A 26939-nucleotide genomic window follows, 5' to 3' on the forward strand; every position below is an offset into this window, starting at 1 on the left:
CCGTGGACGCATGGGCGAGTCAGCGGACATCAATTCCTACGACGTGATCGTGATCGGTGGTGGTCCGGTCGGGGAGAACGCGGCGGACTACGCGATCCGGGGTAGCGACCGGACGGCGATCATCGTCGAACACGAACTCGTCGGCGGGGAGTGCTCGTACTGGGCGTGTATGCCGAGCAAGGGGCTGCTCGGACCGGGCGCCGCGCTCGCTCGGGCCGCCGGACTCGGTGGTGCCCGCGAGCGTGTCACCGGCACCGCGCCGGACCGCGACGCCACACTCGGCTGGCGCGATTCGATCACGCATTCCCGCGACGACAGCTCTCAGGTCGAATGGGCGCGAGGTGCCGGTATCGAGGTGATCCGCGGGCACGGGATGATCGTGGGCGATCGGGAGGTCGTCGTCGGCGATCGGCGGTTGCGGGCGACGCAGGCCGTGGTGGTCGCGACCGGGAGCACGGCGTCGATCCCGCCGATATCCGGTCTGCGCGAAGCCCGACCGTGGACATCGCGGGACGCCACCAACCTGGTCGAGATCCCGGAGCGGATGGTGATCCTCGGAGGTGGGGTGGTCGCCTGCGAGGCGGCCACCTGGTTGCTCGACCTCGGTGTCCGCGAGTTGGCCATGGTGGTGCGCGGGAAGTCGTTGCTGCCCAAGGCAGAACCGTTCGTCGGAGAGCGCGTCGCGGATGCGCTGACCGAGCGCGGTGCCGACATCCGGTTCGGCACGGAGATATCGGCGGTGGAGCGCTCCGACGTCGCCGACACCGGATACGGACGCATCCATGGCGGACCCGCCCGGGTGACGCTGAGCGGGGGATCGGGCGACGGCGCGGACGCATCGGTGCTCGAGGTCGACGAGATCCTCGTCGCCGCCGGCCGCGCGCCCGGGACAAGGGATCTGGGTCTGGACGCGATCGGCGTCGATGACAAGGGGCCCCTCCAAGTCGACGACCACATGACAGTGCCTGCCCATCCGTGGCTGTACGCCGTGGGTGACGTCAACGGGCGAGTCGCCTTGACCCACATGGGCAAATACCAGGGGCGGGTCGCCGGGGATGTGATCGCCGCGCGCGCGGAGGGCCGCTCGATCGATGGCTCGCGGTACACGGCGTCGGCCGACCGGGACGCGATCCCGCAGGTCGTGTTCACTCGGCCAGAGATGGCGTCGGTCGGGCGCACCGAATCGCAGGCACGCGAGGATGGCATCGATGTGGTTGTCGCGGAACAGGATATCTCGGTCGCCGGGTCGTACCTGGTCGATCCCGAGCACTCCGGCCGGGCGAAGTTGGTCATCGATCGCGGACGCGACGTCCTCGTCGGTGCGACCTTCATCGGTACGGACACCGCCGAACTCGTCCACTCGGCGACCGTGGCCATCGTCGGCGAGGTGACGCTGGATCGGCTGTGGCATGCGGTCCCGTCGTATCCGACGGTCAGCGAGATCTGGTTGAGATTGCTGGATTCGGTGCGCTGACCGTCAGTCGCCCTCGTCTCCTTCGCGTTCATTCTGTTCGCGTCGTCGGCGGTTGCGTTCGCGTTCTTGTTGTCGGCGTGCGTATTTCGCGGCCAGGCGGCTGCGGGGACGGGTGGGTGGTGCCTGATCATCAGGCGCCAGGTCATCCGCTCTCGGGTCGGCCGCACCTGCAGCTCGCGGCGGCGGTGCGAAGCGGATGCGTCGCAGGCCGGGAAACAACACTTCCAGGTTGTCGGGGTCGCCGGGGATCACCAAACCTTCCGGGGTGATGAACTCTTGCCGCAGCCGGCCGCGCCGATCCCGATACTGGTCATCGACCCAGGAACCGAACGTCTTGAGGATGTGGAAGAACCGGTCTTTGACGTTGAGATTCTCCGGCACCGTCTGCCCGCCGGCGGAAGGGTCGGCGTGGTGATACTCCACGACATGATCGACGTCGCCCACGAACGCTGATGTGGCATTACCGGGCACCACCGAGTGTCCGTCGCGCACCCGGATGTAGGTGTCCAACGCCGCCGACGGCCGATACGGATCGGCCGGTTGATGGGCGGGCACCGTCCATGTGCCATCGGGGTTCCGTGGGGTACCCGGCGGCACGATCGGCGTGACGACCGCATCCGGGCGGGCGGCCAGATCACGCACATGCTCACCCGAGATCACCCCGTGTCCCGCGACGAAACCGGCATTGTCGGCCTGACCGGCGATCGTGTTCTCATCGGCCACCACATGAATCACGATCCTCGACGCCGCACCACTGCCGGGTTCGGCAATCTCGGCCGGACAATCGTCACGCCCGCACAGGCACTCGAACCGGGTGTGCGACATCAGGGCGAACGCCGCATCCGAACGACGCTGGGCGATCGTGCGGGGATCCTCACCACACGCCGTGACCGCCAGCGCCACGATGCTGTCCCGGGAGATCCGAGCATTCTCCGCCGACATCGTCGCGGCGACCTTGGCCACCCCATCGGCTTTGGCCTCCACCCAGGCGTCGCGGCCATCCAACGCCCGACGGCGACGTTCACGCACCGCATCCGGATCGTGGCGGTAGACGATCCGATCGACCATGTCGCGTAGCCGTTCTGCCGACCACGGCCCATCATGCACATCCAACTCCGCCGCGATCTGGGCATCCACCTCGGCCGCGCAGTCCGCGCCGTCGATCAAATCGGTGCGCGCGATCACCGCGATCACCCGCTCCGGCGAGATCCGGCCCTCCCGCAACCGCTCAGACACCTGCGGCAGGCGATCCCGCAACGCCACCGCCTGCACTATCACCTGTTCGGCAGCGTGCTGGGTGATCGCCAACGCCACCGACACACGAGCCGCACAATCAGCGAACCCGTCCACCAGCAACACGTCGTGAACATCGCGATCACCGACCAGGCGGCGATGCAACTCTGCAGCCAACTGATAGTTGTGCCACGCCAGATACGAACGGGCACGCTGAGTCGAGGCCATCGACCCCACCAACTCGTTGACATGAGTGCCGATCAGATCAGTCACATCATCGGCATGCACATCACCGGTATAGAACGCCGGCAGATCCGGCCACGGCGACCGCGCACGCCACCACCGCGACATCTCCCACCCCGCGACAGCAGACACCACCAACACCTTCCAGAGACACCGACACCGACCGCAGCACCACCGGTCACACATATCTCTGGAACAAAGCCGCCACCCGAAACAACCGAACGCGGCCGACACATCATCATCTCGGTCCTGCAGAAACCAACCTACGACACCCCACCGACAAGAACCCTCGTCAGCGCGCTCGTCCACAACATCGGTTGATTTCTGTGAATCGCCCACCAAGGTGGACCGACAGTATTGTCTCTTCTCACGCGCGGCTATAAGGTTAGCCTTGCTTTATCCGCCAGATCTCCTCACTGCAGCACTCATGTTGTGCACCAGTCGATCTCAACCCGTGTTGAGTGTCGGCTGCCGATGCATTGCGGCGAAGAATGTTCTCTATGGTCCTGAGAAAGGCGTTGAGCATGGCGTTACATCTCTGCTTCGATCTGAAGGCCCGTCCTGTCGCTCTGGTGATGCATGACTCGAGCAACGGTGTACCTGCGCCGCCGAGTCTGGGCCCCTCGGTGGCCGAGGTGATGGCAGCAGTGGCCGAACATCGCTGGGCGGCAGGGTCGGCCGACTTCGCGATCGCCAAAGAGGTTTTCACGAAACATGATTCGACTCCGTCGACGTTCATGGTTCCTGCCGGACAGGACGACCCGGGCAGCGGTGGACTCTGTGCCCTCATCGGCGCACTGGAGAACGCACTCCGGGACGTACCTCCGCTGGCGGGATGGCGCTCGTACGACGACGGCACTCCCGGGCCCGCGCGGCTGACGGCGGCACTGGTTCGCTGCGCGATTCTTCACGCGACACTCGCACCAACCGTCTATGACCGGGTGATCGCCACGACGCGCGAAGGTGTCCACTACAGCACCGCACGCGTCCTGTACGACCACTGCGGCCGCAAATGGACGAGGTATCAGTACCGGTGCGGGCATGACGAACTGATTGCGGGGCCCCTCGTATGGCCACGAGAGGCGCGAGAGGCGGCAGTGGCTCCATAAAGCCCCCGCTGATCTGTCACTGGTCTGACCACTTGACCACCTGATCGCGCAGGTCCTAGGGTATGCGGCATGCCGTTCGAGCCCATCGCGCCACGGAGCGTGCCCGAAGACGTCTACGAGCAGATCGTGTCCGGCGTGCTGTCCGGCGACCTTCCCGCCGGGGACACGCTGCCGAGCGAGCGCGATCTGGCGCGGTTGCTCGGTGTGTCCCGGCCGGCAGTGCGGGAGGCGCTACGCCGGGTCGCTGCCGCCGGCCTGGTGTCGATCCGGCAGGGGCAGGGCACGCGGGTGCTCGACCCGGCTGCATCCGGAGGTCTCGACCTGCTGCCGCGGTTGCTCGTCCGTGACGGCCGTCTGGTGCCCACGGTCGCGCGCTCGATCGTCGAGGCCAGAGCGCTCGTGGGACCGAAGGTGGCCGAACTCGCCGCGGAACGCGCCGACGAACGCGCCGTGATGCTGCTCCGCGAGTGTGTGGCGGACCTGACCACCGACCTCGACCCGGTGCAACAGCAGGTGGTCGCTCTGGAGTTCTGGAGCCGAGTCATCGATGCGGCGGATTCGATCGCGTTTCGACTCATGTACAACTCGCTGCGTGCGGCATACGAGCCGGCGCTTCCGGCGCTCGCCGCGGTGCTGGAGCCGGAGGTCGGGAACGTGGCCGGCTACAGCGATGTCGTCGATGCGATCGAACACTGTCGGCCCGACGAGGCGGCTCGGGCGGCCCAGCACCTGCTTGCCCCGGCGACCGCCACGTTGCTCGCCATGTGCACCGCCCTCGCCGACGCCGAGGCGGCCGAGGCGGCCGGTGCCGACGAGTCGGAGCGCTGAGGACGGCAGACGAGCACGGCCGACGCGGCTTCGCGCCCACCTTCAGATCACAGCCCGGACAAGGGAGACAACAGATGTCAGAGACACCGCACACGGGCACAAGTGGGTCGGGGTCAATCGATGCGCGTGCCCGTCGCCGCGTCGCCGCCGACGAACGACGACTACGGACCTCGCGACGCAACGTCACCCTGCGATCGGCATTTGCCGAGTTCGTGCGGCATCCGTCGCCCTGGATGATCGGCGCCCTGCTGCTCGGGGCCGTCGTCTCCCGGATCTGGATCGGCGGTTGGGGACTCGCCGACCTGCTCGTGCCCGTGGTGATGGTGGCGGTCTTCCCGCTCGCGGAGTGGCTGATCCACGTCTTCATCCTGCACTGGCGTCCCAAGCGGATGGGGCCGGTGACTCTGGACACCCTGCTGGCACGCAAACATCGTGAGCACCACAACGACCCGCGCGACATCCCGCTGATCTTCATCCCCTGGCGTGCGCTGATCCCGGTTCTCATCGCCGCGCTTGTCGTGGCGCTGGTGGTGTTCCGCAGCGTCGAACGCGGGCTGACCTTCCTGGTGGTGCTCGGTCTCCTCGGCATCGTTTACGAATGGACCCACTACCTCATCCACACCGACTACAAGCCGCGCTCACGTTTCTTCCGGTCGACCTGGCGCAACCATCGATTCCACCACTACCGCAACGAGCACTACTGGTTCACGGTGACCACGTCGGGTACCGCCGATCGACTGCTGCGGACCCATCCCGACCCCGACTCGGTGGAGAAGTCGCCGACCGCGAAGAACCTGCACGCGCTCACCCCATCAGGTCCCGCAGATCGCGATCCATCGTCCAGATGAGGACCTCGGCGTCGGAGACGGCGGTGAGGCTCTCGCCGCCGAGATCCTCGCCGCGGACCGCGTCACCCTCATCGATCCGTGTACCGCCGATCTCGAGTCCGCCAGCGACGACGAAGAGGTGCGAGTACCGTCCCTCCGGCACCTTGATCGACGTCCCCGCACCCAGTCGCGCGACATGGAGGCTTGCCGACCGATTGGCGATGCGGATGGCCGAATCGACGCGCGGATCCCCCGATGCGATGGCGACCAGACCCCCGTCTCGTAACTGATCCGAGATGTCGGCGTGGGCATACGACGGCGTCAGACCGGACTCATCGGGCATGACCCACATCTGGACGAACCGGGCGGGGACCGTGCCCGCACCCGGCCGGTCGGGCCAGGTGTCGTTTCGCTCCGAGTGCTGCACCCCGGTCCCCGCGCTCATCCGTTGTGCCAGACCGGGATAGACGATCCCGGAGTTCCCCTCCGAATCCTGGTGAACCAGTGAGCCGGAAGTGACCCAGGTGACGATTTCGGACTCGCGGTGCGCATGTTGGTCAAAGCCCTGTAACGGAGCGACCACATCATCGTTATTCACCAACAGGACACCGTGATGGGTGTTGGATGGGTCGTAGTGATCGCCGAAGGAGAAACTATGGCGGGACGTCAGCCAGTCGGTCGTGGTCACCACTCGGTCCTCGGCCGCAATCACTCGAAAGCCCATGCCTCATTATGGGCCGGATCAACGGGTCCGGATGCCACGGACCCGCGGCGGTCCGAGCCGTCTTCGACGACCGACCCGGATGCTCGAGACAGGATCGTGACCGCTCTGATCCCCGAATGGAAGCTGGCGGGATCGATATCCGCTGTGACAAGAGTGAAAATTGTGAACATGAAGATCTGGGTGAAGCGTGCGCCGACGGTGGCCTGCGCTGCGGCCACATGCAGCATCGCCCTGGCGATCAGCGCGTGTGGGATCGGTGCGTCGACCGACAACGACGCCGCGGGTGCGGTGCGCGCCTTCGCTGCTGCGATGGAACGCCAGGACGCCGGCGGTGCCGCGAAGTACACCACCGCGCCCGGACAGGCGACCGAGGCGCTGACCCTGACGTTGAACGGCATGAACGCCGAGCACCTGGACATGGCGGTCGAGAAGCCCGTCGAATACAGCGACGGCACCGCCTCGTTCTCCCTGAAGAGCACGTGGCGCTGGGCCAAGGACCGGACCTTCGAGACGACGAGTTCGGGTACCGCGCGGCACCTGTCGACCGGCTGGAAGGTCACCTGGGAGCCGTCGATCGTCTACCCGGGCCTGCCCTACGGCGGTCAGCTCCGCGAGATCCGCACCGACGCCACCCCGCCCCCGACCGTCAACAGTCGCTCCGGCAAGACGTTCATGTACCTGCAGCCGGTCAACGAGATCATCCTCGACCCGGCGCAGACCAGGGACCTCCCGGCGTCGGCCCGGGCGCTGGCGCGCACGCTGGAGCCGATCGCGCCGCTGATCACCGCACAGGTGATCTCCGACGAACTGAAACAGGCGTCGGGCAAGCCGATCACCGCGGTCACCCTCCGTGACCCGGACATGCAGGTGCTGCAGTCGAATCCAGCCGCGGTGCCGGGCGTGACCGTCCGCAAGACGGGCAAGCTGGTGATGGCCGACCGTCGGCTGTCATCGCCGATGGAGCCCGGACTCACCAACTACTGGCAGGCCATCCGCGATGCCACCGCGGGATGGCAGGTCCAGATGCTCGGCCCGGGTCTCAAGCCGCGGAAACTCGCCGGTGAGCAGGGCCCGGCCGGCCCGGACGTCGAGACGACCGTGGACCAGAACCTGCAGCTGTCATTGGGTGACGCCGCCGTCGAGGTCGGCCAGCCGGCGACCATCATGGCGCTCGATGCGGGCACCGGCGCGATCCTCGGCATGGCCCAGAACAGCTATGCGATCGAGCGCGGTATCAACGCCAACACCCCGTATCCGGTGGGCAGCACGCTCAACCCGGTGCTCGCCGGCGTCGATCGCGTCGCGAACACGAATCAGGGTGCGGCAGAAACAGTTCTGGACCGACTGGGCCTCGGCGTCCAGTTCACCGTGCCCGGTCTGAGCACCCCGACCGCCGAACGGCCGGGCGTGCAGACCGTCGACTTCTCCCCGGGCGGGGCGAGCTATTCGATGACGAACATGGGCGCCCTGGGCGTCGCGATGGCGCGCGCGTCCGCCGGTCAGATGTCGTCGGTCGTCCCCTACGTCATCAAGGGCGTCCCGACGACTGTCGTCGGCGGGAAACTCGGCGAGCTCGACGGTGCGACGACCGGTCCGGTTCTCGCCGCGATGACCCAGACCGCGAAGACCGGAGACGCCAGCGACCTCACCGCGGCACCCGGGCTGAAGGCGCTGGTGGGCACCAACGGCCCGCAGGGCCCGGGCTGGTTCGTCGGCCTCCAGGGCGGGAAGGTGCTGGTGATCTACTGCGAGGGCGAGAAGTCGGGGACGGCCGCCCTGCAGGTCGCGCAGAAGTACTTCCGCATCAAGTGATCGACGGCTCCACCGTTCCAGTGAGGTGATCGGTCCGGCGAGGTGATCGGCGCGGTCGGGTGACCTACGCGGACCGTTTGGCGACGAATGCCGCCACCGCGCGCCATCCGATGAGGAAGACACCCAGCGAGATGGTCGCCACGATGATGAAACTGAACGCGACACCCTGGTGGAGCAGGTAACGCAGGATCATCGCGATCACGACGGCGCAGAACCACACGATCAGCCCGGCCGGCACGATCCGCTCGGGCCGGAAGTCGTGCCCGAAGCTATCGTCGCTGGAGCGGACGTGGGAGAGGACATAGGCGATCGACCATCCGGCCGCCGCGCCGATCGCGAACGGCCAGAGTGTCTGCAGGATGCCGACGACAGTCAGGCCTTCTTCGTGGCTGGACCGACCGATCATCACGAACACGGTGACCGCGATGAGATCGAGGAGCGCGGTCACGGGCATCGGCAGTTGACGCCGGACCGGGAGATCGCCGACCGCGGCGACGGCTGGGGACTCCGACATGGTTTTCTACGGTAGCGGGTCGTCGGGCCTGCGGGAACTCTCCGGCTCCCCGCCCGTGTCCACGGTGTCGTTCGTCGAGTCGCCCGGCGGGTCGTCGACGTGCCGGCCGTCGGACTCGTCGGCGGTGCGGCGCTCGATGTCCGGGGCGGCCTCGTCGGCCTTATCCTCGTCGATCTCGTCCTCGAGGGTGTCGCCCTGTTTGAAGCTGTTGCGGAACATCACCAGCACGACGACCCAGCCGACGGCGGCGATCAGGACATAGCTGATCAACCGGTACACGAGCACCGCGGTGATGGCGTCGGCGGCGGGCATTCCGGCGCTGGTCAGAGCGGGCACGAGGACGGCGTCGACCACGCCGATCCCGCCGGGCAGCAGCGGCACCGCGGTACCGACGGCCTTACCGGCCGCATAGGCGACCATCAGACCGGCGATGCTGGGGTGCGCGCCGACCGCCCAGCACGCGAAGGCGAGGCAGGCGACGTCGGCGACCCAGTTGAACAGGCTCCACCCGAATGAGATCCCCAGGTCACGCTGCGTGAGCTGGACCGCGCGAAGTTGCTCGAGCGTCTCGATGACCCGGCCGTGGCCGTGGTCGCGCGGCTTGTTGCGGATCTGGTTGGTCCACTCCACGATGCGCAGGACCGTGCTCTGCAGCGACTCCGGGTGGCTGGCCAGGTACTGGAAGACGACGGCGACGGCGACGAAACCGACGACGGAGAAGAAGACGGAGAAGGGGCTGGTCTTGGCGCCGGCCAGCAGCGCACCGCCGAAACCGAGGACGGCCAGGCCCACACCGGCCAGCAGGCCCGACATCACGACCTGCCACGACGCGACGACGGGGGTGGCGCCCCATTTGCGGGTCTCGCGGTAGACGAATGCGGGGGACAGCACTGGGCCGCCGGGCATCGTCTGGCTCACCGAGTTCGAGGCCAGGATCACCGACAACGACTGCCACTGCGACACCTTCACCCCGGCCGATCGCAGCAGAGCCCGCTGGACCTGCGCGAAGCTGTCCATCGACAGCAGGGCCGCACCGATGCTGGCGAGGATCCACACCCAGTCGAGGTCACCGATCCGGTGCCATGCCTCTTCCAGACTGGGTGAGATCAGGACGATCTCGGCGGCCAGGATGACCAGCACGATCGCCAACAGGAGCCATCGCAGCCACCAGAAGCGCGACCGCGTGGCCACACTCCCGGAACCGGTCCCCTCCGACGACATGTGCACACCATATCCACAGGAACGCTCAGGATCGGCATCCACGGCTACGCTGACAGGCGTGAGCGATGCCGACACCGACGGCCCATCGCGGCGCGAGGCTGCCCGCAGGGCCGTCGCCGTCGCGGACCGCGAGAAGGTTCATCCCCTGGTCCGGGCGACCGCCGAGTGGACATGGCGACTGCTCGTCATCGCAGCCGGCGCCTTCGTGTTGCTCCGCGTGTTCCACGAGTTCGAAGAGGTCCTGGTGCCGGTGGCGCTCGCGATCCTCGGTGCGGCGATGCTCGTGCCGGTCGTCGACGCGATGGATCGTCGGTCGGTACCGCGGTCGCTGGCGGTCCTCGTGACCATCATCGTCGCGCTCGGCCTGCTGTCGGCGGTCATGACCTTCGTCGTGCAGGAGTTCATCCGTGGATTCCCGGAGCTGACGAAGCAGATCACCGTCACCATCGACCGCAGTCGCGACTGGCTGGTGGACGGTCCGATCGGCGTCGACCGGGACCAGGTGAACAACCTCGGCAACGAGGTCACCACCTTCCTCGAGCACAACCAGGACAAGGTGACCAGCGGCGCACTGGCCACCGCCACGACCGCGACGGAAATCATCACCGGCGCCCTGCTGTCGGTGTTCCTGCTCATCTTCTTTCTGTACGGCGGCGGACAGATCTGGACGTTCGTCACCAAACTCGTTCCGCACGGCACCCGCGGCCGCGTCCGGGCGGCCGGTACCGCGGGTTTCGGCACGCTCGTCGGTTATGTGCGGGCGACCGTGGCGGTGGCCTTCGTCGACGCCCTCGGCATCGGTGTCGGTCTCGCGATCCTCGGCGTGCCGCTGGCACTTCCGCTCGCCTCGCTGGTGTTCCTGGGCGCCTTCATCCCGATCGTCGGCGCGCTCGTCACCGGCACACTGGCGGTGATGGTCGCCCTGGTGACGCAGGGCTGGATCGCCGCAGTCATCGCGCTGGCCATCGTGATCGGTGTCATGCAGCTGGAAAGCCATGTGCTGCAACCCTTCCTGCTGGGACGATCGGTGCGGCTGCATCCCGTCGCGGTGGTGCTGGCGATCGCCGCGGGAATCGTGTCGGCGGGGATCATCGGCGGACTCCTCGCCGTCCCGTTGATCGCTTTCGCCAACACCGCGATCCGCCATCTCGCGGACAGCGCAGCCAGCCTGGCCGAACGTGCGGCGGCCCGCGACGGGAAGATGTACGTCGCCGAACCGGACGAGCCGCGCTGGGACCGGATCGATGCGCCGGCGGAGGCCGACGAGGAAGCGCGCTCGGTGATCGCCGGGCGGGATGAGGCGGATCCCGATCCCGCCGCCCCGGATTCACCCGGCGCGACGGACGAATCCGACCGTCCCGGCGACGATCCTCGGGCGTGAGCATGGGCGGCGGGGCGCAGACGCACAGTCGGTCGAGTCCCAGCCGTGCGTCGCAGATCGCCCGAGCTGCCGACACCGATCCGGTCGGACCGCTGTGGCGCGCCGCGCAACTGTTCCGGTTCCTGTCCTACCTGTACGCGCTGGGTTTCCAGATCGCCATCAACGACGACCTCCTGCACGACGACGCCGCGTGGGTGCTGTTCGGTCTGCTGACCGCGTGGTCGGTGGCGTCCGGGATCGCCTACTACGTCGGATTCGGACGAAACGTCTACTGGGTGGTCGCCGACGTCGTCGTCGCCTGCGCGCTCATGCTGACGACATCGTATGTCGCCGAGACCTCATGGGCGCTGAACAACCAGACATGGCCGACGACCCTGTGGGCAGTGAACGCCGTCATCTCCGTCGCCCTGCTGGCCGGTCCGATCTGGGGGATCGTCGGCGGGCTCGTCGTCGGCGGGACGAGCTCTTTCGTCAAGGGGGCGTTCGACCTCAACTTCGGTCGCAACGCCACGATCATCATCATCGTCGCGACCGGGATGGCGGTCGGGCTTGCCGCGGTCATCGCGCGGCGCGCCCACGCCGTGCTCACCCAGGCTGCGGCCGTCGCCGCGGCGACCGAGGAACGCGAACGACTCTCGCGCGAGGTCCACGACGGCGTGCTGCAGGTGCTGTCGCTGATCGCCAAGCGGGGGCGGGAGATCGGTGGCGACACCACCGAACTCGCCGAACTCGCCGGGCAGCAGGAACGTGCCCTGCGCCGGCTGATCTCCGACGTCGACGACGACATCGACGTCGGGACCGCGGTCGTCGACCTCGCCGGTGTGCTGCGATCTTTCGCCGGTGAACACGTGTCGGTCAGTTCGCCGGGAGTAGCCGTCGGTGTCGATGTGGTTGTCGCCGAACAGCTTCGGTCCGTGGTGCGCAATGCGCTCGACAACGTCGCGCATCACGCCGGCGACGGCGCCCAGGCCTTCGTGTTGCTCGAGGATCTCGGTGACCGCGTGGTGGTCAGCGTGCGCGACGATGGTGTGGGCATCGCTCCGGGGAGGCTCGATGAGGCGCAACGGCAAGGTCGGATGGGGATCTCGAAGTCCATCGTCGGACGGGTCGAGGCGCTCGGCGGTACCGCGGTCCTCGATTCCGGGCCGGGGCTGGGCACAGAATGGGAACTGACGATTCCAGTGGAAAGGCAGGCCTGAACGATGGCAGGGTCGGATGGCGGGGACGGTGTGGCAGCGGATCGTCTGCGGGTGATGGTCGTCGACGATCATCCGATGTGGCGCGACGGGGTGGCCCGCGACCTCGAGGAGGAGGGGTTCGAGGTGGTGGCGACCGCCGACGGCGTGGGCAGCGCCGGACGTCGGGCGGGCGCGGTGACTCCCGACGTCGTGCTGATGGACATGCAGCTACCGGACGGCTCCGGGGCGGAGGCGACGGCAGCGGTGCTCGAGGCGTCCCCGGCATCGCGGGTGCTCGTGCTGTCGGCGTCGGATGAGCGTGACGATGTATTGCAGGCCGTGAAGGCCGGCGCCAGTGGCTATCTGGTAAAGAGTTCGTCGCGGTCGGAGCTCGTGGCGGCCGTCCGGGCGACCGCCGACGGTCAGGCGGTGTTCACGCCCGGGCTCGCCGGGCTGATCCTCGGTGAGTACCGGCGGATGTCCGCCGAACCCGATCCCGACCGGACCCGACCGTCGCTCACCGACCGTGAGACCGAGGTGTTGCGGTACGTGGCGAAGGGACTGAGCGCCAAGCAGATCGCTACCCGGCTGTCGTTGAGTCACCGGACCGTCGAGAATCACGTGCAGGCCACACTGCGAAAGCTCCAACTCGGGAACCGAGTGGAGCTGACGCGGTATGCGATCGAGCACGGACTGGACGGGTGAGCGGGACCTAGTCGACGAGGGTCGTCGGCGGCTCGACCTCCGCACGCGCCTGCGGGGTGGCCGATTCGGTGTCGTCGACGGTCTCGTTGCGCGGCACCAGCATCGTGGCCGCCGCCCCCGCCAGTGCGATGCCGGCGAAGATGTAGAAGGCGGCGTTCGACGAGATGCCGGCGCCGATGAGCAGACCTCCGATCACCGGTCCGACGATGCCGCCGAGCCGGCCGAATCCGGCGCACCAGGCGACACCGGCGGCACGTGCCGAGGTCGGGTAGTAGTTCGACACGTATCCGTAGATCAGGACCTGGGTGCCGATGGTGCCCGTCCCGGCGACGGCGACCGCGGCGAGCAACACGGGCAGCGGAAGTCCCAAGGTCAAACAGATCAGTGCGAATGTCGCCAGGCAGAACGAGGTGGCGACGATCCGCTGGGGCCCACGCCGATCCGCGAGGCGAGCAGCGATGAGACCGCCGACGATGGCGCCACCGTTGAGCACCAGCAGGAACGAGAGCGATCCTTTCGCGTTGAACCCGGCCGACCTCATGATCTGCGGGAGCCAGGTGTTCAGACCGTAGGTGAGCAGCAGTCCGGCGAAGCTCATCAGGCCCAGCAGCAGCGTCGGCATCGCGTAGCGGCGTGACACGAGAACCGCGAAACCGACTCGCTCCGTGGGGGTTTCCGTCCCCATCGGAGGCGCTGCGACGGTGGGTGCGGCGGTGAGGTCGACGGGGATACCGGTGCGGGTGCTGATGGCCCGGGCCTCGTCGATACGGCCCCGCGACACCAGCCAGCGGGGTGACTCCGGCATCTTGAGCAACGCCAGCGGGAGCAGTGTGACCAGCGGCAGTGCCCCGATCCAGAACAGTCCGCGCCAGCCGATGTGGTCGGCGAGCAGGAGGGCGAGTACCGCGGCGACGACACCACCGAGGGGGACGCCGCTGTAGACGATCGCGTTGAACAGATTGCGCTTCGACGTCGGCGCGAACTCCGCGACCAGCGCGCCGACGGTCGCGACCAGACCGCCGATCCCGATGCCGGTCAGGCAGCGCAGCAGGCCGAAGGTGACGATGTCGGTGGCGAGGGCGGTGGCGCCCATTCCGATGGAGAACCAGACGATGTTCATCAGCATCATCCGGCGTCGGCCGACGCGGTCACCGAAGGTTCCGGCGATGAAGGCGCCGATCATCACACCGATCAGCGCGTAGGAGCCCAGTGCACCCGCTGTGCCGGCGCTGAGCTGCCCGAGCTGGGTGGGGTCGTCGAGCAGGGTGGGCAGGACCGTGCCGTAGACGACCAGGTCGTACCCGTCGAACACGATGGCGATGGCGGCCAGCGTCACGATCCAGAGCACACTCCGTCTGTGCTCGGGTCCGGCCCACGTGGTGGGTGCCGTCGTCATCGGGGCCGGCGTCTGGGCTGTGGGCGATGGGTCGTTCATTGGCTGCCTCCTGGTGGTGTGCTGGGAGACAATCCTGCGGAAATGTGCCGCCGGTCACATCCGGTCTTTACCCAGTCTTGACCAAGGGGGTCATTGATACGGATCGCCGGTGGATTGATGGGGCGAGCGTGCCGCCCGCTCAGCTGTCCGAGCGGCTGCGACGCAGCAGATCCTGCACGCTGATCTGGCCGCCGTCGCCGTCGGCGTCCGACCGGGCGTGCCGATCGGTGCCGCGGCGCTTGCCGCCACCGTTACCCGACCCGTTGCCTGCACCGTTTCCGTTGCCGGCGCCGTCCGTGCCGTCAGGACCCGGGCGGTCGTCGGCGGTGCGGTTACCGGTCAACGAGGGGCCGGCGTCGCTCAGTCCGCGGTCCATCGGCGAGCCGCCGCTCCGGGGCGTCGGTGTCGGGCCGGGACGCTGATCCTCCGGCTCGAGCGATGCCGCCAGCGGACGTTTGCCGGTGCTGTCGAGCGCCGGGCGACGGCCGAGTGGGGAGTCGTCACGACGTCGCGGTGGAGGCGTCGGGGCCGACGGCGGTGTCGGCGGCGCGGGTGGGGCGGCGGGCGACGGGCCCGGTGCAGGAGTCCGTGGCGGCTCGTCGCCACCCATGCGAATCCCGCTGGCACCGAGGCGCCAACTGCCGGTGTCGGGTCCACCCGACCGGGAGCGAGACGAGCGACCGCGCATCGGCGCCGCCGTCTGCGGCGGGCCGGCGGGTCGCGGTGCCGCGGTGCCGGGGGTACCTGCTCCGGGGGAACCTGCTGGGGGCGTCGCGCCGGGCGCTGCCGGTCGCCGCTCGGGCGGCCGCTGGGTCGGCTGGCGGTCTGCCGGTACCGGGCCGGACCGCGCCGGGCCGGGTGCCGGCATCGGGCGATTCTGGGCCGACGTCCGATCGGGTGCCGGACGGTCGGGTGTGCGGCGCGGCTGTTCCGGCGGGCGGGGGCCACGGCTCTGCGGGGAGCGCGGGCCCGGACGGGGACCGGGCGCGGAAGGTCGTGTCGCGGTGGCGGTTCCGGCCGCAGCGGCTCCGGCGGCCGCCGTTGCGGCAGTTGCTCGCGGCGCGGCGGACATCGCCGACGTCGGCGCCTCGGCCACGATCGTGCCCGCCGAACGCGACCGGGCGGCCCGGGCGCTGTCGCGCATCTCGTCGGGCTCGTCGTCGAGGACGGTCTCGCCGAGTCCGATCTTGCGCTGCAGCGTCTGCATCCAGCGTGGCGCCCACCAGCAGTCGTCGCCGAGCAGCTTCATCACCGACGGCACGAGCAGCATGCGGATGATGGTCGCGTCCAGGATCAGCGCCGCGATCATGCCGTACGCGATGTACTTCATCATCACGATCTCCGACAGCCCGAAGGCGCCGGTGACGACGACGAGGATCGCGGCCGCCGCGGTGATGATGCGGCCGGTGTAGGCGGTGCCGACCCGGACGGCCTCGGTCGTGGTCGCACCCTTCTGTCTCGCCTCGACCATGCGGGACAACAGGAATATCTCGTAGTCGGTGGACAGACCGAAGATGATCGCGATGATCAGCACGAGGATCGCCGCGAAGAGCGGGCCGGGGGTGAAGTTCGCGAGTCCGGCGCCGTGGCCGTCGACGAAGATCCAGGTGAGGATGCCGAGTGTGGCGCCCAGACCGAGAGCGGTCATCAACGCCGCCTTGATCGGCAACACCAGAGAGCCGAACGCCAGGAACATCAGGAACCCGGTCACCAGGACCAGCAGGATCGCCATGATCGGCAATCTCGACATCAGCGCGTCGATGGAGTCCTGGGTCAACGTCGGCGTGCCGGCGACCCACATGGTGAGGCCCTGCGTGTCGATGGCACGAAGGTCCTTGATGGCCGCGGCCGCGGTGTCACGGTCGACCAGGCCCGCCGACATCTGCAGGATCTGCGGTCCGTTGTCGCCGTACTGTCCGGTCAGCGCGCCGCCGTCGGAGCTCGGGCTGAACTGCTTGGTGAACCCGGGGATCTTGTTGGCCTCATCGGCGATGGAGGTGATCTTGTCGCCGCTCGCGTTGTCGTTCGGGTCGTAGGCGATGACGAGCTTGATCTCTTCGGTGCGCTCGGTGGGGAAGTACTTGTCGAAGTTCTCCTGCGCGACCCGGTTCGGATTGTCGGGCGGCAGGTACGCCTCGCTGATGCCGCCGAACTTGATGCCACCGAACGGGATCGTCAGCACGAGCAGGATCAGCACGGTCGGCACCGCGGTCGCGACCGGATGCTGCATCACCCAGCCGGCGAGCCGGCCCCAGAACCCGTTCTCGATCTCTTCCTTGGTCTTGGTGCGTCGCAGGAAGGGCAGACCGAGTGCGTCGATGCGCGGCCCGAGGATGGACAGGATCGCGGGCAGCACGGTGATCGACAGGATCGCCGCCAACGACACCGACGCGATCGCGCCGTACGCCACCGACTTGAGGAAGCCCTGCGGCATGATCAGCAGACACGCGAGGGCCGCGACGATGATGGTCGCCGAGAACACCACCGTCTGACCCGAGGTCATCACGGTTCTTCGGACCGCGGCCTTGGTCGAATAACCCTCCGCGAGTTCCTCTCGGAACCGGCTGACGATGAACAGGCCGTAGTCGATCGCGATACCCAGACCGATCAGCGTGACCACCGACTGGGCGAAGATGTTCAGCTCGGTGACCTGGGCCAGCACCTTCATGATGCCGAGGGATCCGGCGATGGTGAGACCGCCGATGAGGACGGGCAGACAGGCTGCGACCACACCGCCGAAGATGAAGAACAGCATGATCGCCACCAAGGGCAGGGCGATCACCTCGGCTCTGTGGATGTCTTTGTCCATGCCGTCGGCCATCGATCCGGCCACCGGCTGGAGCCCGGCCATCTCGAAGGACGTGCCCTCGAGGTTGAATCTGTCCGGGATGTCGTCGAAGAACGGTTCGATGGTCTGGTAGTTCTTCAGGATCGTGGTGTCGTCGTCGCCCTTGACGCCGATGCTGATGAACGCGTGCTGGTTGTCGTCGGTGAAGGTGCGCGACCGGATGGTCTCCTGCGCGGCCTTCGATGTCGCGGTCTGATCCCGCAGATAGAACGGGTCGATGACACCCGGGTCCTCGCGGTTGACGATGTCGCCGTGCTGGGAGATCAGGTCGTCGACGAAGTTCTCCACCTTCGCGCCGAACTCGGGGTCGTCGACGGTGGTGCCCTGCGGCGGGGTGATCAGCAGGATCACGTCGGAGCGGTGATCGCGGCCGAGTGAGGTGTCGGCGACCTGCGATCCCTTCACCGACTCCGACGTCGGGTCGAACCAGCCACTCTGGCTGAGGTACTTGCCCAGGTCCAGTCCGTAGAGACCGAGACCGGCCATCATCGCGATGAGTACGGCGATGACCGCGAAGCGCATTCGATAGACGAAAGTGCCGATGGCTCCGAACACGCCTGGGTCCTTCCTCTCTTCGGGTGATGCCGATCGCGTGGTGCGGATCGTGCTGTGTCGATCTGTTGTGTACCGGGGTCGGTCGGTCCTGGGGCGCAGGATGACGGTTGATTCTCGCAGGTCGTCCTGATAGCTGGCTGAGTCGGCGCGCGCCGGTGTGTCCGTCGGTGCGCAGGCGGCGCGGACGTCAGTCCAGCAGAAGTCAGTGCAGCAGTGCGCGCAGCGGCCGGAACGGTGTGAGCCATGCCCCGTCGTCGGGCAGCGAGTCGAGCCCGATGCGTGGCAGCGGCTCCCGGAACACCGCCGGGATGTCCTCCAGGTCGACGAACTCCAGTTCTTCGGTGGTCAGGGCCCAGCTGGCGTGCTCCCGGAATCCGATCACGGTGACCGGGATGCCGTCGGCCGCCACCTCCAGCAACGGCTCGCGGAACGCCTGTCCGTCCGCCGAGGCGACGATGAGGCCAGCTAGTCCAACAGTGTGCCTGCGAAGTTCGATGTGGTCGAGCATGTCGGCGTCGACATCGCTGTCGTCGGTCAGCTTGGGCTTCGCGAAGACGGCATATCCGACGTTGCGCAAGGCGTCGACCCACGGCCGCACGACGTCGGCGCTGCCGGGGACGATGTTGGTGAAGACGGTCGCCTCGGGTTCCACGGGGGAGTCGGGGAGCCCGCCGGAGATGTCGGCGGTCCGCTGCAGCAGCCACCGGCCCAACGCGTCGAAGCGCGGTCGGTGCGCCGCGGTCGGACGACCACCGAGGATGGCGCCGAGGCCCATGTCCATGTTGGGTGCGTCCCACACCAGCAGAACCCGCGCCGAGCCCGAACGGCCGGCGATGGACTCGCCGAATCCGTTGGGGGAGGGCGTATCCGGGGTGTCGTCGGTCATGCTCGGTCGCTTTCGGTCGACGAGGCCGCCGCCGGTTGCGGCTTCACGTACACGAATTCGTTGACGCCGCGGCCCTCACGTTCGGCGCGGCCCTCGAACTTGGTGGTGGGCCGGGTCAGCGAGATCGGTGCGTCGAACGTCAGCGGGATCACGTGCGGACGATCGGCCCGCTGGGTCGCCAGACGTTCGGCGATCCACTCCGCATAGTCCGCGTGGTCGGTGGCGATGTGCAGGATGCCGCCGGGGGCGAGACGATCGGCCATGAGTTCGATGGTGCCGCTCTGCAGCAGCCGCCGCTTGTGATGTCGTGATTTCGGCCACGGATCCGGGAAGTACACCCGGATTCCGGTGAGACTGCCCGGCCCGAGCAACTCACGCAGCACGACGACGGCGTCGCCGCGCACCATCCGGATGTTGGTCAGGCCCTCCCGGTCGACGAGGCCGAGCAACTGGGCGAGTCCGGGTTTGTAGACCTCGACGGCGATGACGTCGACGTCGGGTTCCTCGGCGGCCATGGCCGCTGTCGAGATGCCCGTGCCGCTCCCGATCTCGAGGACACGCGGGGCCTCCCGGCCGAACAGTCCCGGCAGGTCGAGCGGGGGTTCGGGCACCTGGTCGGGACCGATCGCGAGGTCGCGTCCCAGGCGGGGCCAGAGCGTCTCCCAGTTGCGTTGCTGACCGGTCGTCAGGGTGCCCCGCCGGAACCGGAAACTCGTCACCCGCGGGTACAGACGTGACTGGTCGACACTGTCGTTCACCCGACCATCGTTGCGCATCGGGGGCCGTGGAGGACAGTCGGCGCGCCTGAGTAGCCGGTCAGCGGGGCGGGCAGCGCGGCGGGCACAGCCCAGTGACGCTAGATTGCGGGGCATGCCGCACGCTGCGTCGACCGCCTCCCCGGGTGCCCTGTCGGGTGTCTGGTCGAGCGCTCTCGCGCGTGCCGTCGACTCGGGTGACCTGGCCGCCGTCGTCGGACCGACCGCGCCGGTGCGCGCCGACCTCGCCGCCGCGGCCCACCGGTATGCCCGACCACTGCAGATCGCGGTCTGCGGCCGGCCCGGCACCGGGCGCGACACCGTCGCCCGGGCGCTGCGGGAACGGCTGTCGGTCACCGCGATCGGACCCGGTGAGGCCGGCGAGGAAGCCGCAGACGCCGATCTCTGGCTGCTCGTGTTGTCGGGACTCCCGCGGCGCGACGACCACGCCATCCTCGCGACGTTGCCGCGCGACCGGACGATCGTCGTCCTCGGCAAGGCGGACACGCACGGGCTCGGCGACCCCACGCACGCCGACGACATCGCCGCCGACTGCGCCGAGCGGATCGGACTACCCGTCCAGCCGGTGTCGGCGCTGCTGGCGTGTGCCGATCTGTCCGACGACGAGACCGACTTCCTGCGCAGGCTGGCCGCGGCGGGCGAGACGATGCCGTCGATGTCGGCGCAGTTTCTCACCGGCGGAGCAGACCGTCCCGAGACCCTCGGTGACGAGCGGACCGTGCGAGCCGGTCTGCTCCGCCGGATCGATCAGCGGGGCATCGACATCGCGCTCGCTCTGCTCGCCGAGGGCGACGAGTCGACGGCCGCCACGGTGAACCGGGAGCTGCACGCGGAGAGCGGAATCCACGCGCTCGTGCCGACGATCCGGGACCGGGTGGACATCGTGCGGTACTGGCGGCTGGTCGAACTGCGGACGCGTGTCGAGCTGCTGGCCGCCCGGGGTGCGGATCGTGACGCACTCGAGCATCTGCTGCAGATCGGCGAGGTGGCGTGATGGCGTCAGCTGGCCGAGCCGCGGACGCCGGACTGCTGTCGCGGGTGCACGGGCTCACCGGCTTCGACGCGGCCGCCGTCGCGGGTACCGGCACCACGGTCGCCGTGTTCGGGGTGGGCGGCAGCGGCGTGACGAGCCTCGTCGAGGCCTGCCACCTGCTCGACCCCTCCGCGCCCGTCGTCGAGGGCCGGTGGGGCCGGCACCACGATGACCGCGCCGTCGGCATCGCACTGATGGTCCTCGATCCGACGTCGTCGGTGGGTGATGAGGAGAAGGATGCCGTCGACGAACTGCGGTCGCGCTTCGGCATCGTGGCGCTCGTCGGCACCAAGATCGACGCCTTCTGGGAGTGGCCGCGCATCCTGCGTGCCCATCGCGCACTGCTCGACCCGCACGAGGAATTGCCGGTGTTCGCCGTGTCGTCGCTGGCCGCACTGTCCGGGGCGGACGACGAGTCCGGGGTGTCCGCGGTCCTCGAGTGGGCCGGCGACCACCTCGCGGCGCCCGACGACCTGCGGGCCGAGCGTGCTCGGATCGCGGCCGCGCTCGGCGCCGTCGAACACGCGGAGGTCGGCCTGTACCGCCAGACCGATACAGAGGCGTCCGCGACGGAGGTCGACGCGCTGACGCGTCGTCGGCGGCAGCTGCTGGAATCGCGCGACCGGGGACGCGGTGATCGGCTGAGCGCGGCCCGCACCGGCCTGGCCTCCGCACGCGGGCAGTCGCTCGCCGACGTCGCCGCAGGCACCCGCGCGCTGGCTGCCGCGGCCACCACCCGGTCGGCATCGCTGACCCGACGCACCCTCGACGACTACGTGCGGTGGCTGCGCGCCGAGACCGTCGCGCTCCGCGACCGCGTCGACGAGGCGACCGACGACCGCATCGACGAGGTCCGGGCCGCAGCCCTGCTCGGCCTCGACGCCGGGCCCGCCGAGTCGGGTGCACCGGACGCCCCACCGGAGGATCGCCGCCCGGAACCGCCGTTCTCCCGCCCGCTGCCCACGGGCAGGCGTGGCGGGGAGGATGCGCTGCTGGTGGTGATCGGGGCGTCGACCGGTCTGGGCCTGGGACGTCTGATCGTTGCACCGATGGCCTCGGTGCAGACGCTGCAGTGGATCAGCATGCCGCTGACCCTGCTGCTCGGGGTCGCGGCTGCCGCTCTGGTGATCCGGGTGCGGCGCGCCGCGGCGTTGCGCGCGGAGATCCGTGGCTGGAGCAACGACGCACTCGGGGAGACCCGGGGACGCCTCGACCATCGGGTGGGTGCACGGGTGGCCGCCGCCGAGCCGTACCTGACCAGCCAGATCACCCGCTACTACGATCGGCGGGCGAGGCACGTGGCCGGCCGGGTCGCCGAGATCGACGAGCGACTCCGGGCGCTGCGGTCCGGGACAGCCGACCAGGCGCGTCGAGAGCAGCTGGGACGGATGCGCAGCACTCGTCGAGAACTCGCCGCACTCGCGGACGCGCTCGTCGGGGAGGACGATCGACCGCAGCATTGATCGTTCGGCAGTGATCGTCAGTGGTGATGGTCGGTGGTGGTCGTCGCGGGGCTCCGACCGTCGTGAGCGCGGTCGCGGCGGATCGGAGGGAACCGATCGGTCCCCGCGTGCGTCTAAACAACACGGTGGTGTGCGGTGCCGGTAGGTACGGATGAGGGGAGTGCACGAGGTGGACATGTCGTTTCTGGGCGGTGATCCGCTGGAGAGCGGGCAGTCGGGCGACGCCGATCGCGTCTCGATCGATGCCGGTGAAGGCTTCACGGCCGACCCGGTCGGATATGTCGCACCCGCCGACGACGCACACGCCCCGGCATTCGCCGAGCCGACCTCACCCGAGGACCACCTCTGGATGCATTCCGACGGGCGGGTCTGGGACCTCGGCCCGGCCGACGTCGACACCGATGCCGACGGCGTCCCCGATTCACTGACACGCAGCGGCGCCGGCGGCATGACCGTCTACACCGACTCCGACCACGACGGTCAGGTCGACAAGATCACCGAGGTCGACGCCGACGGTATGTTCTCCTCGCGCACGCTCGACCCGACGAGCGGTACCTGGGTGCCGACCGACCGCGGTCGCCTCGGCTGACCTGCCACGCAGATCTGTCCGGGGGGTTGCGCACGCCCGGAGTGTGGGATATACCGCATCTCCATCACCCCGGTACCTAGCGGGCGCTCGGCGAACGTATCCTGTGGTGACGACGACATCGCGACGGCTACGCATCCCGCCGTCACCTCGGAGGAGACCCCATCATGACCTCAGCCACCATTCCCGGCCTCGACCCGAACACCGCCCCGACGAAGCACGCCGGATTGCTGGCGTGGGTCGCCGAGGTCGCCGAGCTGACACAGCCGGATCGGGTGGTCTGGTCGGATGGCAGCGATGCCGAATGGGAGCGCTTGACCACGCAGCTGGTGGACTCCGGCACCCTGATCAAACTGAACGAGGAGAAGAAGCCGAACTCGTTCCTCGCGCAGTCCGACCCCGCCGATGTCGCCCGTGTGGAGTCGCGTACCTACATCTGCTCGGCCACCAAGGACGACGCCGGGCCCACCAACAACTGGGTCGAGCCGGCGGAGATGCGCGCCACGATGACCGACCTGTACCGCGGATGCATGCGTGGCCGCACGATGTTCGTCATCCCGTTCTGCATGGGCCCCCTCGGTTCCGACGACCCGAAGCTGGGTGTCGAGATCACCGACTCCGAGTACGTCGTCCTGTCCATGAAGATCATGACCCGCGTCGGACCGCAGGTCCTCGAACTGCTCGGCGACGACGGGTTCTTCGTCAAGGCGCTGCACTCGGTCGGCGCTCCGCTCGAGCCCGGTCAGGCCGACGTCCCGTGGCCGTGCAACTCGGAGAAGTACATCTCGCACTTCCCCGAGGACCGCGAGATCTGGTCGTTCGGTTCCGGCTACGGCGGCAACGCCCTGCTCGGCAAGAAGTGCTACGCGCTGCGTATCGCCTCGGTCCTGGCCCACGACGAGGGCTGGCTGGCCGAGCACATGCTGATCCTCAAGCTCACCAGCCCGCAGAAGAAGGTCTACTACGTCGCCGCCGCATTCCCGAGCGCCTGCGGCAAGACGAACCTGGCGATGATCCAGCCGACCATCCCGGGCTGGGAGGCCGAAACGGTCGGTGACGACATCGCCTGGATGCGTTTCGGCGACGACGGTCGTCTGTACGCGATCAACCCGGAGTTCGGTTTCTTCGGTGTCGCACCCGGCACCAGCAACGACTCCAACCCGAACGCGATGAAGACCATCGAGGCCGGCAACACCCTCTACACCAACGTCGCGTTGACTGACGACGGTGACATCTGGTGGGAGGGCATCGACGGCGAGAAGCCGGAGCATCTGACCGACTGGCTGGGCAACGACTGGACCCCCGCCTCCGATGCGAAGGCCGCACACCCGAACTCGCGCTACTGCACCCCGCTGGACCAGTGCCCGTCGCTGGCCCCCGAGTGGGATGACCCGAAGGGCGTGCCGATCTCGGCCATCCTGTTCGGTGGTCGTCGCAAGACCACCGTCCCGCTGGTGACCGAGGCCCGCGACTGGCAGCACGGCGTGTTCATGGGCGCCACCGTCGGCTCCGAGCAGACCGCCGCCGCCGAGGGCAAGGTCGGCACCGTCCGTCGCGACCCGATGGCCATGCTGCCGTTCCTGGGCTACCACATCGGCGACTACTTCGCGCACTGGCTCGACCTGGGCAAGAACGCCGACGCCGACAAGCTGCCGAAGGTGTTCTACGTCAACTGGTTCCGTCGCGGCGACGACGGCCGCTTCCTGTGGCCCGGATTCGGCGAGAACAGCCGTGTGCTCGAGTGGATCGTCGGCCGCATCGAGGGTGAGAACGAGGGTGTCTCGACCCCGATCGGCATCGTCGCGAAGCCGGAGGAGATCGACGTCGACGGCCTCGGCGACGTACCCGCCGAGGACATCGCCGCCGCGCTCGCGGTCAACGCCGACGAGTGGCGTCAGGAGATCCCGCTCATCGAGGAACTCTTCGAGTTCGTCGGCGACAAGCTGCCGACCTCGCTGCGTGACGAACTCGATCACCTCAAGCAGCGGCTCGCCTGATCGCGGCCGCGGACCCAGGATGGCTCTGCGCGGAGGGCGAGACCGTCCGCGCGGGGTCGGCCGTCCGCGACGAGCTGTGACGGGTGATGCGGTAGGGTCATCCCCCATGAGACTTCGCTTGTGGGGGGCGGCGCTCGTGTCCGCTTGTGCCGTAGGTCTTTCCGTGGTGTCCGCCGGTGGGGCCGTCGCTGCGCCGTCGGATGTCGATGCGATGTACCGCGATTCCACGGTCATCAACGGCGCGCCCACCTTCGGCGCGATCTCCGGCATCGACCGGACCGACAATGGCAGCTACGCGCTCGTCTCGACGGACGTCGGACGGCAGGGCCCGGCCCGCGTCTACACCGCGAACCTCGCGTTCCGATCCGACATCGGTTTCCTCGGCAACGGCACGCTCAACGGCGGCGGCCCGATCCTCGGACCCTTCCAGATCCCGCCGCTGCCCGGTCAGGCGCAGTTCGAGGGCATCCGACGCGTCGGCCCGGACTACGTCGTCGCCAGTGGCGGTGCCAACCAGTTCGTCCGGCAGATCGGGCGTTTCGGCAACCACATCCGCGACCTCGGACTGCCGAAGGCCTATCGGACCACCGCGAAGACCGGGCTGAACGGCCAGCGCGGCCTCACCGGCGTCGCCGTCGGTCCGGGTGGCCGGGTCAGCGCCATCACCGCGGGTGGTCTGAAGCAGGACCCGCGCACCTCGGCGCGACTGATCACCTGGGCGGGCAAGGGCACCTCGGAGCACGTCTACCGCACCGACGGCGACAAGGTGGCCGCCGATGTCCTATCGGTCAACAACACCGATTTCCTCGTCCTCGAGCGGGGCAAGGGCCGGATCACGCGCATCTACTGGACCACCACGCGCGGTGCGCAGTCGGTCTCGGGCGCGGCGAAACTGTCCGGCCGCGAACGTGCGATGCCGAAGAAGCTCATCTTCTCCACGGCGCCGCTGTCGGGTCTGACCACCGGAAACATGTCCGGGTTGGGTTGGGGCAACTGGCTTCCGGACCGGCCGTGGCAGAAGTACCGCGCACGGATCCTCTACGTCGTCACCAACAACGCGTTCGCAGGTCCGACCCGAGTCCACGCACTCGAAGTGCATCTGCCGAAGGGCTGAGGGCGCTCCGGGGACACACCCCGAGATCGACTCAGGGATTTTCCCGATGGCCAACCGGCGCAAGATTTGGCACGGTTGATGCCATGACTTCGGCTTCCACGGACGACCCGCACGTCGAAACACGATCGATCGCCGCCGGTGCGGCGGATCTGACCAAGGTGTACGGCACGGGTGACACCGTCGTCGAGGCCCTGCGGGGGGTCAGCATCGAGTTCCCCGCAGGCGAGTTCACCGCCATCATGGGCCCATCGGGCTCGGGCAAGTCGACCCTGATGCACTGCTTGGCGGGGCTCGACGTCGCCACCAGCGGTCGTGTCCACATCGGTGACGTCGACCTGACCGGCCTGTCGGACAAGGCGATGACCATGCTGCGGCGGGACCGCATCGGATTCGTCTTCCAGTCGTTCAACCTCGTCCCGACGCTGACCGCCGCGGAGAACATCACCCTGCCCGTCGACATCGCGGGCCGCGACGTGGACAAGGAGTGGTTCGACGCGGTGGTCGACCGACTCGGCATCACCGAGCGGCTCAGTCACCTGCCGAGCGAGCTCTCCGGCGGTCAGCAGCAGCGTGTGGCGTGCGCGCGGGCACTCGTGGGCAAGCCGGACATCATCTTCGGCGACGAGCCGACGGGCAACCTGGATTCGCGGTCGTCGGGGGAGGTGCTGTCGATCCTGCGTGCCGCGACCGACGAGTTCGGCCAGACCGTGGTGATCGTGACCCACGATCCGCGGGCCGCCTCCTACGCCGACCGTGTCGTGTTCCTCGCCGACGGCCAGATCGTCCGCGAGCTGTCGCGCCCGTCGGCCGACGACGTGTTCGAGGTGATGAAGAACCTCGACGACGGGCCGGACGCGAGTGCCGCGAGCGGGACGGCAGCGGTCACCGCAGGCGCGCACGAGGCCGACCCGGGCGACGACGCAGCGACCGCGACGGATCAGTCCGCCGGCGACCACACCCCCAAACACGCGGCTCCCGCGCCCGAGGTGCGCTGAGA

The 26939-nt window shown here is 68.5% G+C and carries 22 protein-coding genes; 14 read left to right on the plus strand and 8 right to left on the minus strand.

Translation table 11 applies throughout. The features are described 5' to 3' along the window. Positions 1-10 precede the first annotated feature (10 nt). Positions 11-1474, plus strand: coding sequence for an NAD(P)/FAD-dependent oxidoreductase (locus EEB19_RS13115; RefSeq protein ID WP_187586915.1), 1464 nt, complete (start codon positions 11-13; stop codon positions 1472-1474). Between the two features lie 3 nt (positions 1475-1477). On the opposite strand, the gene EEB19_RS13120 is transcribed toward EEB19_RS13115, so the two are convergent. Then, on the minus strand, positions 1478-3082 hold the full coding sequence (locus EEB19_RS13120; protein ID WP_262365636.1) for a 13E12 repeat family protein: 1605 nt from the start codon (positions 3080-3082) through the stop codon (positions 1478-1480). A gap of 392 nt (positions 3083-3474) precedes the next feature. Here EEB19_RS13120 and EEB19_RS13125 point away from each other — a divergent pair, with 392 nt between their 5' ends. The 3 genes from EEB19_RS13125 (at position 3475) to EEB19_RS13135 (ending at position 5735) form a co-directional block, all read left to right on the plus strand. Further along, a complete protein-coding gene (locus EEB19_RS13125; protein WP_187586916.1) occupies positions 3475-4059 on the plus strand; it encodes a hypothetical protein in 585 nt (194 codons plus the stop codon). A 69-nt stretch (positions 4060-4128) separates the two neighbouring features. After that, entirely contained in the window at positions 4129-4887 is a 759-nt protein-coding gene (locus EEB19_RS13130) for a FadR/GntR family transcriptional regulator (RefSeq protein WP_187586917.1), read from the plus strand. 74 nt (positions 4888-4961) lie between these two features. Then, entirely contained in the window at positions 4962-5735 is a 774-nt protein-coding gene (locus EEB19_RS13135; protein WP_187586918.1) for a sterol desaturase family protein, read from the plus strand. Here the strand turns inward: EEB19_RS13135 and EEB19_RS13140 are convergent. After that, positions 5692-6438: a pirin-like bicupin family protein gene (locus tag EEB19_RS13140; protein ID WP_187586919.1), complete on the minus strand. Its 747-nt coding sequence runs from the start codon at positions 6436-6438 to the stop codon at positions 5692-5694. The two genes, EEB19_RS13135 and EEB19_RS13140, sit on opposite strands and share 44 nt — an antisense overlap. A gap of 168 nt (positions 6439-6606) precedes the next feature. On the opposite strand from EEB19_RS13140, the gene EEB19_RS13145 reads away from it, so the two are divergent. Beyond that, entirely contained in the window at positions 6607-8250 is a 1644-nt protein-coding gene (locus EEB19_RS13145) for an NTF2-like N-terminal transpeptidase domain-containing protein (RefSeq protein ID WP_187586920.1), read from the plus strand. Positions 8251-8314: 64 nt separating this feature from the next. Here the strand turns inward: EEB19_RS13145 and EEB19_RS13150 are convergent, their stop codons facing one another. After that, entirely contained in the window at positions 8315-8704 is a 390-nt protein-coding gene (locus EEB19_RS13150) for a DUF3054 domain-containing protein (RefSeq protein ID WP_262365647.1), read from the minus strand. 66 nt (positions 8705-8770) lie between these two features. Continuing rightward, positions 8771-9985 carry a YbhN family protein gene (locus tag EEB19_RS13155; protein WP_187586922.1) on the minus strand — a complete coding sequence of 405 codons (1215 nt, stop codon included), beginning with the start codon at positions 9983-9985 and terminating at the stop codon, positions 8771-8773. A 58-nt stretch (positions 9986-10043) separates the two neighbouring features. Here EEB19_RS13155 and EEB19_RS13160 point away from each other — a divergent pair, with 58 nt between their 5' ends. The 3 genes from EEB19_RS13160 to EEB19_RS13170 are packed head-to-tail and all read left to right on the plus strand — an operon-like array spanning position 10044 to position 13249. Beyond that, the gene (locus tag EEB19_RS13160; RefSeq protein WP_262365637.1) at positions 10044-11366 is read left to right on the plus strand and encodes an AI-2E family transporter; all 1323 of its coding nucleotides are present in this window, start codon (positions 10044-10046) and stop codon (positions 11364-11366) included. Between the two features lie 2 nt (positions 11367-11368). Then, positions 11369-12565, plus strand: coding sequence for a MacS family sensor histidine kinase (gene macS / locus EEB19_RS13165; protein ID WP_187586984.1), 1197 nt, complete (start codon positions 11369-11371; stop codon positions 12563-12565). A gap of 3 nt (positions 12566-12568) precedes the next feature. Beyond that, on the plus strand, positions 12569-13249 hold the full coding sequence (locus EEB19_RS13170) for a response regulator transcription factor (protein WP_187586924.1): 681 nt from the start codon (positions 12569-12571) through the stop codon (positions 13247-13249). A gap of 7 nt (positions 13250-13256) precedes the next feature. Here the strand turns inward: EEB19_RS13170 and EEB19_RS13175 are convergent, their stop codons facing one another. From EEB19_RS13175 to trmB, 4 genes are all read right to left on the minus strand, one after another. Beyond that, complete coding sequence (locus EEB19_RS13175) at positions 13257-14684, minus strand: aromatic acid/H+ symport family MFS transporter (protein ID WP_262365638.1); 1428 nt, start codon at positions 14682-14684, stop codon at positions 13257-13259. Between the two features lie 139 nt (positions 14685-14823). Beyond that, positions 14824-18087, minus strand: coding sequence for an MMPL family transporter (locus tag EEB19_RS13180; RefSeq protein WP_187586925.1), 3264 nt, complete (start codon positions 18085-18087; stop codon positions 14824-14826). Positions 18088-18289: 202 nt separating this feature from the next. After that, the gene (locus EEB19_RS13185; RefSeq protein WP_187586926.1) at positions 18290-18973 is read right to left on the minus strand and encodes an NYN domain-containing protein; all 684 of its coding nucleotides are present in this window, start codon (positions 18971-18973) and stop codon (positions 18290-18292) included. Then, complete coding sequence (gene trmB, locus EEB19_RS13190) at positions 18970-19749, minus strand: tRNA (guanosine(46)-N7)-methyltransferase TrmB (RefSeq protein ID WP_187586927.1); 780 nt, start codon at positions 19747-19749, stop codon at positions 18970-18972. The genes EEB19_RS13185 and trmB overlap by 4 nt, the downstream gene beginning before the upstream one ends. Before the next feature lie 94 nt (positions 19750-19843). On the opposite strand from trmB, the gene EEB19_RS13195 reads away from it, so the two are divergent. The 6 genes from EEB19_RS13195 to EEB19_RS13220 all read left to right on the plus strand — a co-directional run bounded on the left by EEB19_RS13195 (position 19844) and on the right by EEB19_RS13220 (position 26937). After that, positions 19844-20743: a hypothetical protein gene (locus EEB19_RS13195; RefSeq protein WP_187586928.1), complete on the plus strand. Its 900-nt coding sequence runs from the start codon at positions 19844-19846 to the stop codon at positions 20741-20743. Then, positions 20743-22245, plus strand: a complete 1503-nt coding sequence (locus EEB19_RS13200; RefSeq protein ID WP_187586929.1) for a hypothetical protein — start codon at positions 20743-20745, stop codon at positions 22243-22245. The genes EEB19_RS13195 and EEB19_RS13200 overlap by 1 nt, the downstream gene beginning before the upstream one ends. 175 nt (positions 22246-22420) lie before the next feature. Then, the gene (locus tag EEB19_RS13205; protein WP_262365639.1) at positions 22421-22834 is read left to right on the plus strand and encodes a DUF6802 family protein; all 414 of its coding nucleotides are present in this window, start codon (positions 22421-22423) and stop codon (positions 22832-22834) included. Between the two features lie 164 nt (positions 22835-22998). After that, positions 22999-24828, plus strand: a complete 1830-nt coding sequence (locus EEB19_RS13210; protein WP_187586930.1) for a phosphoenolpyruvate carboxykinase (GTP) — start codon at positions 22999-23001, stop codon at positions 24826-24828. 106 nt (positions 24829-24934) lie between these two features. After that, positions 24935-25942, plus strand: coding sequence for an esterase-like activity of phytase family protein (locus EEB19_RS13215; protein WP_187586931.1), 1008 nt, complete (start codon positions 24935-24937; stop codon positions 25940-25942). Between the two features lie 83 nt (positions 25943-26025). Continuing rightward, positions 26026-26937, plus strand: coding sequence for an ABC transporter ATP-binding protein (locus EEB19_RS13220; RefSeq protein ID WP_187586932.1), 912 nt, complete (start codon positions 26026-26028; stop codon positions 26935-26937). Positions 26938-26939 lie beyond the last annotated feature (2 nt).

Source organism: Gordonia sp. OPL2 (genome assembly GCF_003797825.1).
Lineage (GTDB): Bacteria > Actinomycetota > Actinomycetes > Mycobacteriales > Mycobacteriaceae > Gordonia.